The organism is Nakamurella leprariae, assembly GCF_016918035.1.
In the GTDB taxonomy this organism is placed as follows: domain Bacteria; phylum Actinomycetota; class Actinomycetes; order Mycobacteriales; family Nakamurellaceae; genus Nakamurella; species Nakamurella leprariae.
This window is the reverse complement of record NZ_JAERWK010000029.1, coordinates 37,364-52,624: the sequence shown is the minus strand read 5'-3', so window position 1 is coordinate 52,624 and position 15,261 is coordinate 37,364. Positions and strand designations below refer to the sequence as shown.

At 72.8% G+C, this 15,261-nt stretch carries 12 protein-coding genes; 5 read left to right on the top strand and 7 right to left on the bottom strand.

Annotation, left to right across the window (positions count from 1 at the left end; all coding sequences use genetic code 11):
* Window positions 1-93: 93 nt before the first annotated feature.
* The gene (smc, locus tag JL106_RS19860; protein WP_205262510.1) at window positions 94-3,699 is read left to right on the top strand and encodes a chromosome segregation protein SMC; all 3,606 of its coding nucleotides are present in this window, start codon (window positions 94-96) and stop codon (window positions 3,697-3,699) included.
* 5 nt (window positions 3,700-3,704) lie between these two features.
* On the opposite strand, the gene JL106_RS19855 is transcribed toward smc, so the two are convergent.
* Window positions 3,705-3,902 carry a hypothetical protein gene (locus tag JL106_RS19855; protein WP_205262509.1) on the bottom strand — a complete coding sequence of 66 codons (198 nt, stop codon included), beginning with the start codon at window positions 3,900-3,902 and terminating at the stop codon, window positions 3,705-3,707.
* 324 nt (window positions 3,903-4,226) lie between these two features.
* Here JL106_RS19855 and JL106_RS19850 point away from each other — a divergent pair, with 324 nt between their 5' ends.
* A complete protein-coding gene (locus JL106_RS19850; RefSeq protein WP_205262508.1) occupies window positions 4,227-5,219 on the top strand; it encodes a hypothetical protein in 993 nt (330 codons plus the stop codon).
* Here the strand turns inward: JL106_RS19850 and JL106_RS19845 are convergent.
* Both JL106_RS19845 and glnA read right to left on the bottom strand, forming a co-directional pair.
* The gene (locus tag JL106_RS19845; RefSeq protein WP_205262507.1) at window positions 5,204-5,488 is read right to left on the bottom strand and encodes a YciI family protein; all 285 of its coding nucleotides are present in this window, start codon (window positions 5,486-5,488) and stop codon (window positions 5,204-5,206) included. The two genes, JL106_RS19850 and JL106_RS19845, sit on opposite strands and share 16 nt — an antisense overlap.
* 151 nt (window positions 5,489-5,639) lie before the next feature.
* Window positions 5,640-7,058, bottom strand: a complete 1,419-nt coding sequence (gene glnA, locus JL106_RS19840) for a type I glutamate--ammonia ligase (RefSeq protein WP_328842604.1) — start codon at window positions 7,056-7,058, stop codon at window positions 5,640-5,642.
* Window positions 7,059-7,462: 404 nt separating this feature from the next.
* On the opposite strand from glnA, the gene JL106_RS19835 reads away from it, so the two are divergent.
* Window positions 7,463-7,894, top strand: coding sequence for an RDD family protein (locus JL106_RS19835; protein WP_205262505.1), 432 nt, complete (start codon window positions 7,463-7,465; stop codon window positions 7,892-7,894).
* Between the two features lie 96 nt (window positions 7,895-7,990).
* Here the strand turns inward: JL106_RS19835 and JL106_RS19830 are convergent, their stop codons facing one another.
* The 4 genes from JL106_RS19830 to lipB all read right to left on the bottom strand — a co-directional run bounded on the left by JL106_RS19830 (window position 7,991) and on the right by lipB (window position 12,067).
* On the bottom strand, window positions 7,991-8,761 hold the full coding sequence (locus JL106_RS19830; RefSeq protein WP_205262504.1) for a DUF4191 domain-containing protein: 771 nt from the start codon (window positions 8,759-8,761) through the stop codon (window positions 7,991-7,993).
* Window positions 8,762-8,901: 140 nt separating this feature from the next.
* A complete protein-coding gene (gene lipA / locus JL106_RS19825; RefSeq protein ID WP_205262503.1) occupies window positions 8,902-9,846 on the bottom strand; it encodes a lipoyl synthase in 945 nt (314 codons plus the stop codon).
* Window positions 9,843-11,153, bottom strand: a complete 1,311-nt coding sequence (locus JL106_RS19820; protein WP_205262502.1) for a hypothetical protein — start codon at window positions 11,151-11,153, stop codon at window positions 9,843-9,845. The genes lipA and JL106_RS19820 overlap by 4 nt, the downstream gene beginning before the upstream one ends.
* Before the next feature lie 164 nt (window positions 11,154-11,317).
* The gene (lipB, locus tag JL106_RS19815; protein ID WP_205262501.1) at window positions 11,318-12,067 is read right to left on the bottom strand and encodes a lipoyl(octanoyl) transferase LipB; all 750 of its coding nucleotides are present in this window, start codon (window positions 12,065-12,067) and stop codon (window positions 11,318-11,320) included.
* Window positions 12,068-12,194: 127 nt separating this feature from the next.
* Between lipB and JL106_RS19810 the strand changes: the two genes are divergently transcribed.
* The gene (locus tag JL106_RS19810; RefSeq protein WP_205262500.1) at window positions 12,195-14,024 is read left to right on the top strand and encodes a protein kinase domain-containing protein; all 1,830 of its coding nucleotides are present in this window, start codon (window positions 12,195-12,197) and stop codon (window positions 14,022-14,024) included.
* 73 nt (window positions 14,025-14,097) lie between these two features.
* Entirely contained in the window at window positions 14,098-15,249 is a 1,152-nt protein-coding gene (locus JL106_RS19805) for an exonuclease SbcCD subunit D (protein WP_205262499.1), read from the top strand.
* Window positions 15,250-15,261 lie beyond the last annotated feature (12 nt).

Genomic DNA, 15,261 nt, shown 5'->3' with positions numbered 1-15,261 from the left:
GCCCGACCCTGCGCACCCGTCCGCGCGGGTAGATTCCGCGCCAGTTCCGGTCCCGCCGACCACGTCCGCCCGACATCGAAGGATCCTTCCCGCGTGCACCTGAAGTCGCTGACCCTGCGAGGCTTCAAGTCCTTCGCGTCGGCGACGACCCTGGTCTTCGAGCCCGGCATCACCGCGGTGGTCGGGCCGAACGGCTCCGGCAAGTCGAACGTGGTCGACGCGATCGCCTGGGTGCTGGGTGAGCAGGGCGCCAAGGCGCTGCGCGGCGGCAAGATGGACGACGTCATCTTCGCCGGGACCGCCGACCGCGCGCCGCTGGGCCGGGCCGAGGTCACCCTGACCATCGACAACGCCGACGGCGCCCTGCCGATCGAGTACTCCGAGGTCTCGATCACCCGCCGGATGTTCCGCGACGGCGCCGGCGAGTACGAGATCAACGGCAGGTCCTGCCGGCTGCTGGACATCCAGGAACTGCTGTCCGACTCGGGCATCGGCCGCGAGATGCACGTCATCGTGGGCCAGGGCCAACTGGACGCCGTCCTGTCCGCCCGCCCCGAGGATCGTCGCGCCTTCATCGAGGAGGCCGCCGGGGTGCTCAAGCACCGCAAGCGCCGGGAGCGGGCCGACCGCAAGCTCGGGGCCATGCAGGCCAACCTGGATCGGCTCACCGACCTGACGGCCGAGCTGCGCCGCCAGCTCAAGCCGCTGGGCCGGCAGGCCGAGGTCGCGCGGCGGGCCGCCGGCGTGCAGGCCGACCTCCGGGACTCCAAGGCCCGGCTGCTGGCCGACGAGATCGCCACGCTGTCCGAACAACTCGAGCAGGAGGCGCGGGCCGAGCAGCAGGCGCTCGAGCTGCGGGCCGACCTGCAGGCCCGGGTGACGGACGCCCAGGCGCAGGACCGGGCCGCTGCGTCCGCCCTGCAAGCCGCCGTGCCGGCGCAACAGCGGGCGCAGGAGACCTGGTTCGAGCTGTCCGCCCTGCTCGAGCGGTTCCGCGGCACCAGCTCCCTGGCCCGGGAGCGGGCTCGCAGTCTGGCCACGCTGGCCGAGGCGCCTGCGGCTCCCGGGCGTGATCCGGCTGAGCTGGAGGCCGCGGCGGACCGGGCCGAGGCCGAGCAGGAGATCCGCGAGGCGGCGTTGGAGGCCACCCGGTCCGCGCTGGCGGACGCCGTTGCCGCCCGCACCGACGCCGAAGCCACGTTGGCCCGGGCCGAGAGTGCGTTCCTGGCCGCCGGTCGTGCCGTGGCGGACCGCCGGGAGGGTCTGGCCCGGTTGGCCGGTCAGGTCAACGCCGCCCGATCCAGACTGGCCGCCGGTGCCGACGAGCTGACCCGGCTGGCTGCAGCGCGGACCGACGCCGAGGCGCGCGCCACCGCCGCCCAGCAGGAGTTCGACCGGCTGCAGGAGTCCGTCGGCGACCTCGACTCCAGCGAACTCGATCTCGACGAGGCCCACGAGACCGCCGTGGCGGCGGTCGAGGCGGGCCGGCAGCGGGTGCAGCAGGTCACCGAGCAGCAGCGTGAGACCCGGACCCGGCAGACCGGGCTGCGGGCCCGCGTCGACGCGTTGTCCCTCGGGCTCGACCGCAAGGACGGTGCCGGCGCCCTCCTCGCCGCCAGTGACGACCTGCCCGGGCTGCTCGGCTCGCTGTCCACCCTGCTCGACGTGGTGCCCGGCGCCGAACGCGCGATCGCCGCGGCCCTCGGCGCCACGGCCGACGCGGTGGCGTCGGCTTCGCTGCCCGATGCCCACCAGGCGCTGACCTGGCTGCAGGAACAGGACGCGGGCCGGGCCGCGCTGGTGATCGGACAGGCGGCGGACGGCGCCGCGTCGGATCCCGGCGGTCACGGGCCCGCGCCGGAGGGGACCCGGTGGGCGGTCGAGCTGGTCACCGCGCCGGCGGCGCTGCGACCGGCCGTCCGGGCGCTGCTCGCCGAGGTGGTCGTGGCGGACGACCTGGAGCGGGCCGTCGCGGTGGCTGCGGGCACCGGGCTGCGGGCGGTGACCCGGGGTGGCGACCTGGTCGGCCCGCACTGGGCCAGCGGCGGCGCGGCCGGCAAGCAGTCCACGCTGGAGATCCAGGCCGCGCTCGACGAGGCCGAGACCGCCCTGGCCGCGGCGACGGCCGAATTCGCCGACCTGCAGGCCGCCGAGCAGGGTGCGCGCGAGGAGCTGACCGAGCGGGAGCGGATCGCGTCCGAGACGCTGGCCGCGCTGCACGCCTCGGACGCCCAGCTGTCCGCGGTGGGGGAGCAGCTCGGCCGGCTGGGCGCCGCCGCGCGGTCCGCGGCCGCCGAGGCGCAGCGGTTCGAGCACCAGCAGCAGGCGCTGGCCGAGCAGCAGGAGGCCCGCGAGTTCGAGTTCGCCGAGCTGCAGGAGCGGATGTTCGTCGTCGAGGCCGACGAGGTGCCCGAGGACGTCGACGCCACCGAGCGGGACGAGGCCGCCGCGGTGCTGGCGGTGGCCCGGCAACGGGAGATGGACGCCCGGCTGGCCGTGCGCACGGACGAGGAGCGGGTCCGCGCGTCGTCCGGCACCGCCGAGAACCTGCGCCGGTCGGCCCGCGCCGAGCTGGCCGCGCGGGCCAGGGCGGAGGCGGTGGCCCGGCGGCGGGGAGCGGCGGCGCGGGTCGCCCAGCAGGTCGCGGCATCGGCCGAGCAGGTGACCGAGCGGCTGCTGCGGTCGGCCGCGGAGGCCGACGAGGCGCGGCAGGTCACCGCGGAACGGCGGGAGCAGGCCCAGCAGCACGTCGAACGGATCCGGGCCGAGCTGACCCGGCTGCAGGGCGAGCTGGATCGGTTGACCGACACCGTGCACCGGGACGAGGTGCTGCGGGCTCAGCAGGCGTTGCGCGCTGAACAGCTGGCGGAGCGCGCGCTGGCCGAGTTCGCGATGAGCGCCGAGGATCTCATCGGATCATTCGGTCCGCAGGTGCCGGTCCCGCCGACCGCAGCGGAGTTGGCGGAGTACCACGCGGCACGCGACCGCGGTGAGTCGGTCTCCGAGCCGCCCGCCATGCCCTACGACCGGGCCACCCAGGAGCGGCGGGCGCGGCGAGCGGAGCGTGACCTGGCCACGCTCGGCAAGGTCAACCCGCTCGCGCTGGAGGAGTTCGCTGCGCTGGAGGAGCGCCACGCGTTCCTGTCCACGCAGTTGGAGGACCTCAAGGCCACCCGCAAGGACCTGCTCGGCGTGATCAAAGAGGTCGACGAGAAGATCCTCGAGGTCTTCACGGCTGCGTACCACGACGTGGCCCGGGAGTTCGGCACGGTGTTCAGCACGCTGTTCCCCGGCGGGGACGGCGAGCTGGTGCTGACCGATCCCTCGGACATGCTCACCACCGGCATCGAGGTGCACGCGCGCCCGCCGGGCAAGAAGGTGAAGCGGCTGTCGCTGCTCTCCGGCGGTGAGCGATCGTTGACCGCGGTGGCCATGCTGGTGGCCATCTTCCGGGCCCGGCCCAGTCCGTTCTACATCATGGACGAGGTGGAGGCCGCACTCGACGAGGTCAACCTGACCCGCCTGGTCGGTCTGCTCACGCAGCTGCGCGAGTCGTCCCAGCTGATCATCATCACGCACCAGAAGTTCACCATGGAGGTGGCCGACGCCCTCTACGGCGTCTCCATGCGCGGCGACGGCATCACCACGGTGATCAGCCAGCGGATCCGGTCGGGCGACGCCGCCACGACCCCGGTCTGACGAGGCTACGAGCCCGGCTCAGGCGGGATCATCGGGGGTGCCAGCTCCTGCTCGCGGGTGGCCATCCCGCCCTGGCCGCCGTGTTCCTGCGGGCCGGGGCGCTCGGGGCCGAGCTCGTCCTCGGGGGCGATGACCTGGTCCGGTGCGGTGGCCCGGTCGGACGGATCCTGGCGGGGTGCGGGTGACTGCTGATCGGTGGACACCTGCCGATCCTGCCCGATCCCGGTGCCGACGGGGCTCCGGCAACTCGCTCCGAGATCGATGGACGCAACGCCGCCGATCGTGCTCCGACCTCGTGGTGCCCGACCCGGTCCACTGCCGGACCGTCGGTGTTCCAGTCCGTCCCCGAGTGCGGTGAGCTCACCGCACCTCGAACTGATCACCCGGATGTGGCGGCGCGCCCGACCGCCGGATGATCCATCCGGACGCCGACGATCCTGGCAGGATCGTCGGCATCCGTGTGCGACGAGGCACCCCGACGAGGGTGGGCCCCGACGGTCGGACCGGGACGACTGGGGGGTCAGGGCGTGCGAGCCGAACTGTGGAGGAGCGTCGACTGGTCGGGTCCGTCGGCGCTGCTCGCCGCGCCGGACGGCTCCGACCCCACCGCGGACGACCCCATCGTCATCGACATCTTGGACCCGGTGCTCTGGCTGTTCATCGGCCTGCTGGTGACGTTCGTGGCGACCCGGCTGGTGACCCGGCGGATCCGGGCCCGCAGCAACCGGCCGATGCCGGTCGATGAGGCCGCCGCCGATCGCGGTCCCGGCACCGGAGCGGCGCCGCCACCGGCTGCGGACGGCGGGAAGGGCCTGCTGCGCAACATCAGCTTCGGCGGAGTGCACGTGCACCACCAGGTGTTCGGCATCCTGCTCATGCTCTTCGCCGGGGTGATGCTGATCGCGGCGACCCCGACCGGCGGGTGGCTCAACGCGGTGGCGGTGATCTTCGGGGTCGGGGTCAGCCTGGCCTTCGACGAGTTCGCCCTGTGGTTGCACCTGGAGGACGTCTACTGGACGCCCGAGGGCCGCAAGTCGGTGGACGCGATCTTCATCGTGCTGGCCGTGACCGGCGTCCTGATCGGCGGCGTCGACGTGTTCCCCGAGGTCGGGCCCCACTGGGGACTGCCGATCGGCATCACGGTGGTGCTGCTGCTGGCCATCGTCTGCCTGCTCAAGGGCAAGATCAGCACCGGCCTGGTCGGGATCGCCCTGTTCCCCATCGCGATCGTGGGCGCAGTGCGCCTGGCCAAGCCGTCGTCGTGGTGGGCCCATCGCTGGTACCGGCGACGGCTCAAGGCCCGCCGTCGGGCCGAACGGCGCTTCGGCCCTGCCTACGAAGCCCGCTGGAACCGGGTCCGTGACTTCGTCGCCGGAGCGCCCAGCCTGCCCGTCCTGGTGCACCGGACGGGAGCGCACACCGGACCCGAGATCGGCGACACCGTCGGCGACATGGCGGCGCCCGGTTCCACGAAGGTGCCGTCATCGCCCGGGCGACCGGATGGTCAGTCCGCGAGCTGACCGATCACCGGGTTCCACTCCCGCACCGACCGTTCGGCGATGACGCCGACGGTCCAGAACGGATCCTGGTCGAGCAGCGTCTCGACCGCTGCGGCGGACTCCCCGCGGAAGATCAGCAGCGCGCCGGCCGGCTCACCGACCCACGGGCCGCACGTCACCACGGCGCCGTCGGCGGCCAGGCCGCGCAGCCAGTCACGGTGCACCGGCCGATGCTCGTCGAGCTGCTCGGGGACGTCGCGGTAGGCGTACTGGACGGCGTAGGTGGGCATGCAGTGCTCCTGTGTGGGGCTTCGGACGGACGGTCGGGCGGGGGACGGGTGCGGCGATGATCCCCACCCGGGACGGCACGTGGGGCCCCCGGCTGGTGCCGGGAGCCCCACGGGTCCGTCGGAGCTGCGCTGGGCAGCCGGTGGCAACGGATCAGATGTCGTAGTACAGATCGAACTCGTACGGGTGCGGGCGCAGCCGGATCGCGTCGATCTCCTCGCGCTTGAGCTTGATCCACATCTCGATCAGGTCCGGCGTGAACACGCCACCCTCGAGCAGGTAGTCGTGATCCGCCTCGAGACGGTCGATGACTGCGCCCAGCGACGCGGGCACCTGCGCGATGTCAGCGGCCTCGTCCGGCGGCAGTTCGTAGAGGTCCTTGTCGACCGGTGCCGGCGGCTCGATCTTGTTCTTGATGCCGTCCAGGCCGGCCATCAACATCGCCGCGAAGGCCAGGTACGGGTTGGCCGACGGGTCCGGGCAGCGGAACTCGATGCGCTTGGCCTTGGCGTTGGTACCGGTGAGCGGGATCCGGATGCACGCGGAACGGTTGCGCGCCGAGTAGACCAGGTTGACCGGCGCCTCGAAGCCCGGCACCAGACGGTGGAAGGAGTTCACCGTCGGGTTGGTGAAGGCCAGCAGCGACGGGGCGTGGTGCAGGATGCCGCCGATGTAGTAGCGCGCGATGTCGGACAGCCCGCCGTAGCCGGCCTCGTCGTAGAACAGCGGCTTGCCGCCGGCCCACAGCGACTGGTGGGCGTGCATGCCCGAGCCGTTGTCACCGAAGATCGGCTTGGGCATGAAGGTCGCGGTCTTGCCGGCGGCCCAGGCGGTGTTCTTGACGATGTACTTGAATAGCTGCACCTCGTCGGCCGCGGCCAGCAGGGTGTTGAACTTGTAGTTGATCTCGGCCTGACCGGCGGTGCCCACCTCGTGGTGGCCACGCTCGACGTCGAAGCCCATCGCGATCAGGTTCGCGGTGATGTCCTCGCGCAGATCGGCCTGGTGGTCGTACGGCGGCACCGGGAAGTAGCCGCCCTTGACCCGCACCTTGTAGCCGAGGTTCGGCGACTCGTCGCGGCCGGTGTTCCACCAGCCCTCGTCGGAGTCGACGCTGTAGAACGAGCCGTTCATCTTCGTCTCGAACTGCACGTTGTCGAAGAGGTAGAACTCGGCCTCGGGCCCGAAGAAGGCGGTGTCCGCAATGCCGGTGCTGGCCAGGTACTCCTCGGCCTTGCGGGCGACGTTGCGCGGGTCGCGCGAGTACGGCTGCAGGGTCAGCGGGTCGTGCACGAAGAAGTTGACCGTCATGGTCTTGCGGGCCCGGAACGGGTCGACGCGGGCGGTCGTCACGTCGGGCAGCAGCGTCATGTCCGACTCGTGGATCGACTGGAAGCCGCGGATCGACGATCCGTCGAACGCCATCCCGCCCGCCAGCATCTCGACGGAGACCGTCTTGGCCGGCACGGTGAGGTGGTTCATGCTGCCCAGCAGGTCGCAGAACCGGATGTCGAAGACCTCGACATCGTTCTGGCCGATGTACTCGACCAGTTCTTCGGGGGTGGAGAACACGCACGCGCTCCTTGTCGTCGTTCGAGACGGTCCCGGGGGCCGTCGGTGTGCGGTCGCGCCGCGGACGACCGCAGCGTCGCGCCGGGCCCGTGGGTGCAGCTGCATCCTGACAGCTCGACACCGACCGGTGTCGTGCGGGGCTCCGGCACGGCTGACCACTGGTCGCGGCTGCCCGGTGCGCTGGTCACGCTATGGACGACCTGTTGCCCCGCGATCGCCGTCATGTTTCCGCAACGTTAACGCGCAGGATCGCGCATGCCCGCACAGGGCTGATCGGGTGACAGTCGACGCGTGCCCGGTCGGGTCCGGCCACCCAGGGTGATGCCGGTGACATCCGCCGAGCCGCCGGCGGGCAGGCGCCGGGATCGGACCGGATCCGCGGTGGAAGTCTCTACGCTGGCCGCATGACAGGAGCGCGTGACGCCGGCCGATCCGGACCGGCCTCGGAGTACCACGCCGGGGCGGCTCTCGGATTGCCGGAGGACGGCGTCGGGTCGGTCGCGACCATGGGTGTCCGGGTGCTGGCGTTCCTGCTCGATGCGGTCGCCGCCGGGGTGATCGCGTACCTGTTCACCCGTCCCGACCTGCCGCAGAACTGGAGCCTGCTGGTCTGGGCACTGCTCACGGTCATGCCGGTCGCCGTCTTCGGTTTCACGCCAGGTCAGGCCGCGCTGGGGATCCGGGTGGCCCCGGTGACCGGCGCCCGGACGCCCGGGCTGTGGGCGGTGCCCCGGACGGCGCTGATCTTCCTCATCGTGCCGCCGCTGATCAACGACCGGGACGGACGGGGCCTGCACGACCGGGCCTGCCGGACGGTCGTCATCCGGATGCGCTGACCACGAGCGTCGCGGATCCCCCGGCTGGGCTTGGACGCAGGACGGCCCCGCTGAGCGCTGGGGTGATGCCGGGGCCGTCTGTCCTGCCGGTGCCGGTCAGCGGCGTCGCGCCGCCCGCTGCATGTTGCGCATCTTGGCGCCGGCGGGCAGCGGACCCTTGGGCAGGCCGGCCTGGGGCGCACGAGCGGTCAGTGCCGTGAGCCGGTTGTCGAGCTCGGTGACGCTGTTGGCGGCGATGTTGCGGGGCAGCTTGATCAGCCGGGCGTTCAGCTTGCTGAGCGGGATCTGGCCCTCGTCGTTGCCGACCACGAAGTCGTAGATGGGCGTTTCGCCGACGACCCGGGCGATGCGCTTCTTCTCCTGGGCGATCAGCGGCTTGACCCGGTGCGGAGCACCTTCGCCGACCAGGATCACGCCGGGCCGGCCGATCACGCGGTGCACGACGTCCAGCTGGGTGGTTCCGGCGACGCCGGGGGTGATCCGCCAGCGGCCGCGGAGGTTGTTCTGGAGCATCCAGCCCGCGGCGCCGGGCTGACCCTCGGCCTTCTTGTACACGTTGGCCTGCACGCGGCGCGAGAAGATGATCATCGCGACCAGTGCGCCGATGATGATGCCGAAGGGCAGCGCCGCCCACCACGGCAGGCCGACCAACCAGCCCAGCCCGGTGATCACGACGGCGCACAGCAGCAGTGCGCCGATCATCAGCGGGAGGAGCTTGTTGTCCTCCTTGCGCTGCATCTTGAACGCCTGCCAGATCTGGCCGCGACGTTCCTTGCTCGACGCCTTCCGAGCCGCCTTGGCCGCCTTCTCGGCAGCCTTGGCCTCGGCCTTGTCAGGCTTTCCGGCGGTGGTCGAACTCTTGGCCATGTCCAGCAGGATATCGTCGGGCGGCGCCCGATCCGACCGTCTGCCGCGGTGAGCGGTCAGCTGTGGACCGCGTGCGCTCGGGGACGATGATGCTCGGCCGCCCGGTGACCCGAAGGTCACCGGGCGGCCGGGCGTCCGGATCAGACGGTGATGCCCATCCGGGCGTCCCGGGCTGCGGCACCCTGCCGGTAGAGCGTGCCGGCCTTGTAGGAGGACCGCACCAACGGCCCGGACATCACACCGGCGAAGCCGATCCCCTCGGCCTCCTCGCGCAGTTCGACGAACTCCTGCGGCTTGACCCACCGCTCCACCGGATGGTGGCGGGGCGTCGGCCGCAGGTACTGCGTGATGGTGATGAGGTCGCAGCCGGCCCCGTGAAGATCGTGCAGCGCGGTGCTGATCTCCTCGCGGGTCTCGCCCATGCCCAGGATCAGGTTGGACTTGGTGACCATCCCCGCGGTCCGGCCCTGGGTCAGCACGTCCAGCGAGCGCTCGTAGGTGAACGCCGGCCGGATGCGACGGAAGATCCGCGGCACGGTCTCCACGTTGTGCGCGAACACCTCCGGCCGGGCCTCGAAGACCTGGTCGAGGAGTTCGGGCCGACCCGAGAAGTCCGGCGTCAGGATCTCGACACCGGTGTTCGGCGCGGCCGCGTGCACGGCCCGGATCGTCTCGGCGTACAGCCAGGCGCCCTCGTCCTCCAGGTCGTCCCGCGTGACGCCGGTGATCGTCGCGTACCGGAGGTCCATCGTCGCGATCGACTCGGCCACCCGCCTCGGTTCATCGCGGTCGAGCGCACCCGGCTTGCCCGTGTCGATCAGGCAGAAGTCGCACCGCCGCGTGCACTGGTCGCCTCCGATGAGGAAGGTGGCCTCGCGGTCCTCCCAGCACTCGTAGATGTTGGGGCAACCCGCCTCCTGGCAGACGGTGTGCAGGTTCTCCCGCTTGACCAGTCCACTCAGGGCCTGGAACTCCGGCCCGGTCCGCATCCGGGTCTTGATCCACGGCGGCTTCGACTCGATGGGCGTCTGGGTGTTGCGCACTTCCAGGCGCAACAGCCGACGACCCTCCGGTGCGATGGTCATGCCTGTCCCGAACCGTCTCCGGTGCCGCCCTTGGCCTTGTCGGCCGCGTCCTTGACCGTGCCGGACGCCTTGTCGGCTGCCGCGCCGGTCCGGGTGGCGCCCTTGTCGGCCGCGTCCTTGACCGCGCCGGAGGCCTTGTCGGCTGCCGCGCCGGTCCGGGTGGCGCCCTTGTCGGCCGCGTCCTTGACCGCGCCGGCGGCCTGATCAGCCTTGGCGCCCGCCTTCGCGGCACCCTGGTCCGCGGACGCCTTCGCGGCGGCAGCGGCCTTGTCCGTCGAGTCCTTGACCGCGGTGGCCGCCTTGTCGGTGGTCTCCTTGACCGCGCCGGCCGCCTTGTCCGTGGCGTCCTTGGCGGCGGCCGCCACATCCTCCGCCTTGCCCTTGGCCGCGGCGACCGCGTCGTCGGCGACCGCACCGACCTTCTCGGTGGCGTCCGACACGGCGGTCGACACGGTGGCGGCCGCCTTCGACGCGACGGCGGTCGCCTTGTCTGCCACCTCCGAGGCCTTCTCCGAGAGGTTGGCCGCAGCCGTGGTGGCGGTGTCCTTCGCCTGATCGGCGGCGGCGGAGATCTTCTCGCCCACGCTGGTCGGCTTGGTGGTGGGGGCGGGACGGGTGTCCGGCGGGCTGGTCTGCGGCTGGCGCAGCAGCTTCACCGCAGCCGCCACCGCGGCGACGATCGCGGCCACGATCACCAGGTTGCGCACCGGGTGGCCGGACTTGCCACTCTTCTTGCTGGCCTTCGCGGCGGCCTTGTCGAGCTTCTTGCTGGTCCGGGTCGCGGCCTGGTCGAGCTTCTTGCCGGTCTTCACGGCGGTGGTGTCCAGCTTCTTGCCGACCGTGCGACTGCCGGCCGCGGCGGACGCGGCGAGCGTCGCGGCGGTGTCGGCCGCCTTGTGCTGCGCCAGCGTGCTCAGGTGGGCGAGCGTGGCGCCGGCCTTGTGCTGCGCATCGCCGGCGCCGGCCTTGGCCTGCTGCTTGGCCTTCTTCGCCTGCTTGGCCAGGACCTTGGCCTGAGCCGCGGCTTCCCGCTGGGCGCGCTCGGCGGCCTTGCGGGCTTTGCGGGACAGGCGCTCGGCGGAGCCCTGGAGCGACTCACCGGCCTTCTGCACGATCGGGGCGGCGGCGTGGGCCGCGTCGGCGGCCAGCTTCTCCGCGCGCTCGGCGGCGTCGGACGCGAAGGCGGCTGCCCGCGTCCCCACCTCGGTGGAGACGCCGGCGACCGCGTCCCCGACCTTCTCGGCGACGTCGGAGGCCTTGTTGGCCAGATCCTGGGCGGCGCTTCGGGACCGGGACGGGGCACTCATCGGCTGCTCCTCGCTGCTGGGTGATCGGACTTCGCCGGGGACGTACCAACCGTCCTGGACGGCACCGTCCGGCGAGCTGAGGTTCACCGTATCGCCTCCGTCCGTCACGAGGATGGGCGTTCCGGTCGTCGTCGCGGTGACCGTGGGACGGTCGGCCGGGCCGGTCATCGCCGCACCAACGCGTCGTCCAGCACCCAGCGGACCCCGGCGGCCGGTGTCACCACCGGATCCGGCACCGGCGTCGGTGGAGGATCGGCCTCCAGCACTCCGCGCAGACCTTCCTCGAGACGGCGGCGCGCCACGGGCACCACCTCGTCCACCGTCACGTCGCGGCCGAGCTCTGCGCTCAGCGAGGTCACGCCGGCGTCGGTGATCCCGCACGGCACGATCCGGCCGAAGGCAGCCAGGTCGGGATCGCAGTTCAGCGCGAATCCGTGCTGCGCCACGCCTCGCGCCACCCTGACCCCGATCGCCGCGATCTTGCGGTCCGGCCGGCCGGCCGAGGCCGGGAGCCAGACGCCGCTGCGCCCGGCCACGCGTTCGGTGGCCAGGCCGAGGTCGGTGCAGACCCGGATGAGCACCGACTCGAGGAGGCGGACGTACCGGATCACGTCGACGGGCTCGGCCAGCGCGACCACGGGGTAGCCGACCAGCTGGCCGGGGCCGTGCCAGGTGATCCGGCCGCCCCGGTCGACATCGATCACCGGGGTGCCGTCGACCGGGCGGTCCTCCGGCTGGGTCCGGCTGCCCGCGGTGTAGACGTCCGGGTGCTGCAACAACAGCACGGTGTCGTCCCCGACCCGATCGGCACGCCGATCGGCCAGTTCCTTCTGCCAGTCCCACGCGCGGCGGTAGTCGACCAGACCGGCGTCGACGAAGGTCAGCGGGGCGTCCCCGGCGAGCAGCTGAGCCATGGGAGCACGGTACGCCGCCGGCCCGACACCGCCTCCCGAGCCCGCCACTGATCGGCGATCACGGCGCTGAGCTGCCGATTGTGGACAAGTGATCGTCGGCACCCGACCGTCCCTACGGTGCTGCGGCATGAGCGGAGACACCTCGTCCGGACGCCATCGGAGCTCACGCGACGCGCCGGCGACCTGCCCGGCCGGGTTCACCGTGGGCCCCTGGCGGGCGGTGCACCCCCTCGCGCGGACCGGCCCGGCCGGACTCTGGCGTGGCGAGGACCTGCGCACGGGGACGCCGGTGGCGATCAAGGAGGTCGCGGCGGTCGACCGGACGGTCCTGGACCGGGAGGCTGCGGTGCTACGGCGGGTCGGTCACGAACACCTGCCGAGGCTGCTGGACACCCGGGTCGACGACGACCGCGCGGTGCTCGTCTCGTCCTGGGCGGAGGGCGGCACCGTGGCGGCCCTGCTGCGGCGGGTCGGTCCGCTGTCCGCCGGACAGGTGGTCACCGTGGTGCTGCCCGTGGCCGACGCGGTGGCCGCCGCCCATCGCCACGGCATCGTGCACGGCTCGATCGGTGCCGCGTCCGTCCTGCTCGAGGCGGACGGCCGGCCGCTGCTGGCCGACCTGGGGGCGGTGCGGGACGACGGACCCGACGGCCTCGAACACGGCCTCGATGAGCGGGCTGACGACGCGCCGGGTGGCCGCCCGGCGGCCGACCTGCTCGACCTGGGCCTGCTGGCGCTGGCCTGCCTCACCGGGGTGCCGCAGCCCCGACCGGCGGAGCGCGACGAGTCCGCCACCGCCTGGGGTGTGACGGGGCCGCCCGGCCGTCGCTCGCCGTTCGGCGATCCGGACGTCGAGTGGCCCGAGGTGCCGGACGACTGCGGTCCGCCCGCGTTCGTCCGGGTGGTGCGCTCGCTGCTCTCGGTCGAGCCCGAGATGCGGCCGTCGGCCGCGTCGGTGGTGATGCTGCTGCACGATGCCGCGGCCCCGGAGCCGCTGCCGATGCTGCTGAGGATGCCCGTGCCGCTCGATCCCGAGCCGGCCGCCTCCGGCGACCGGCCGGAACGCCGGGAACCGCCGGACCGACCCGCTGGATTGCGGGGTGAGCGCCAGGACGACGGGTCGCCGGCACCGGCGGCCCGGTTGGCCGCGATGGTCGCGGGGCGACGTCCGCCGAGCGGCGCCGAGCCCGTCGATCCTGTGGTCGCCGCGATCCGGGCGGCCGGACGGACCCGCGACGCACCCCGTCGCGGCGACCCGGAGGCCCGTGGCGGACGTCCTCGCGACCGCCGGTCCGACGTGCGAGATCCCGGCGTCCCGGCACCCCCGTCGCGACGCCGGGTCGTGGGGGTGGCCCTGGTCAGCCTCCTGGTCGCCGCGGCGGTGGTGTTCGGTGTCCTCGGGGTGCTGCCCGGCCTCGGGCGGTCGGGTCCCTCGGTCGATGCGTCCGCGCCACCGGCGCCGACGGAGGCGCCGATCCAGGCGCTGCCGTCCGTGCCGCCCGTGCCGCCAGTGCCGCCCGAGCCGTCGGATCCCTCGACGGCGGCCATCCCCGGCCCGGCCGACTGGGGGACGGTCGTCGCGACCTGGACCCAGCAGCGCGACCAGGCGCTGCGTGAGCGGGATCTCACCCTGCTGTCGCAGGTCTACAGCTCCGAGAGCCCGGCCCGTCTCGAGGACGCGGCCACGATCACCCGGCTCGTCGAGTCGGGCCTTCAGGTCCAGGGCGGCGAGCACACCGTGCTCGCGGTCGAGGTCGTCCAGGACGGTGTCGAGGCGGACGGAACGGACAACCCGGCGGTCCGGCTCCGGGTCACCGATGCGATGTCCGCGGCCCGAGTGGTGGACGGCCGGGGGCAGGTGGTGCAGGACCTGGTCGCGCGCGACGCACAGAGCCGCACGCTCACCGTGGTCGACACCCCGTCCGGGCCGCGGATCTCGGCCCTGGTGGCCTCGTGAGCGCCGCGGTCGCCGCGAGTGCCCAGGGCGTGGCGGAGGCCGGTTGTCGGACCCCACTCCTAGCGTGTCGGGCATGCGGTTGCTGCACACCTCGGACTGGCACGTCGGCCGGACGTTCCACGGTCGTCCGCTGCTCGCCGACCAGGCATCGGTGCTGGGCGGCCTGGCCGACACGGTCCGCACCCACGGGGTGGACGCGGTCCTCATCTCGGGAGACCTGTACGACCGGGCCATCCCGTCGCCCGAGGCTGTGCAGACGGTCACCCGGGCGCTGGAGGACATCCGCGCCGCCGGAGCGGTCATCGTGGCCACCTCGGGCAACCACGACTCGGCGACTCGGCTGGGCGCGTTCGGGGGGTTCCTGGCCGCTGGTGGCCTCCACCTGCGGACCAGCCCGACCCGGGTGGCCGAGCCGGTCCTGCTGCACGACGCCGACGGTCCGGTCGCCTGTTATCCGGTGCCCTATCTCGAGCCCGAGATCGCCCGCTCGGCCTGGGGTCTGGATGGTCCGGCGTCCCACCAGGCGGTGCTGGCCCGGGCCACGGACGACATCCGGGCCGATCTCGCCGCGCGGCCGGCGGGGACCCGGTCGGTGGTGATGGCACATGCGTTCGTCACCGGTGGGAGCGCCGCGGGCTCGGAGCGCAGCATCGCCGTCGGCGGGGTGGAGTCCGTGTCGGCGGACGTGTTCGAGGGCTTCGACTACGTCGCCCTGGGTCACCTGCACGGCCGTCAGACTGTGCGCGAGCGCATCCGGTACTCGGGTTCGCCGTTGCCGTACTCGTTCTCGGAGCGGAGCCATCGCAAGTCGGCCTGGCTGGTCGATCTCGACGCCGACGGCGCGATGCGCGCCGAGGCGATCGACCTCCCCGTCGCGCGCCCGCTGGCCAGCGTCCGGGGGCGGCTCGACGACATCCTGGTCGCGCATGCCGATCTCGCCGACCACTACCTCGAGGTGGAGCTGACCGATCCGGTGCGGCCGGTGGACCCGATGCGGCAGCTGCAACGTCGGTTCCCGTACGCCGTCAAGTTGAGCTGGCAGCCCGAGCAGGACGACCCCCGGTCGCTGCGGGACCGCGCGCCGGCGTCCGGCGCGATGAGCGCGGACGACGAGCTCATCGACGACTTCCTGTCCGAGTGCCGGGGCAGCCGGGCCAGCCGCCACGAGCGGTTCCTGATCGACGGTGCACTGGCCGGGCACCGGCAGGCCGAGGCGGCGGGATGAGCGGGGTGGCCC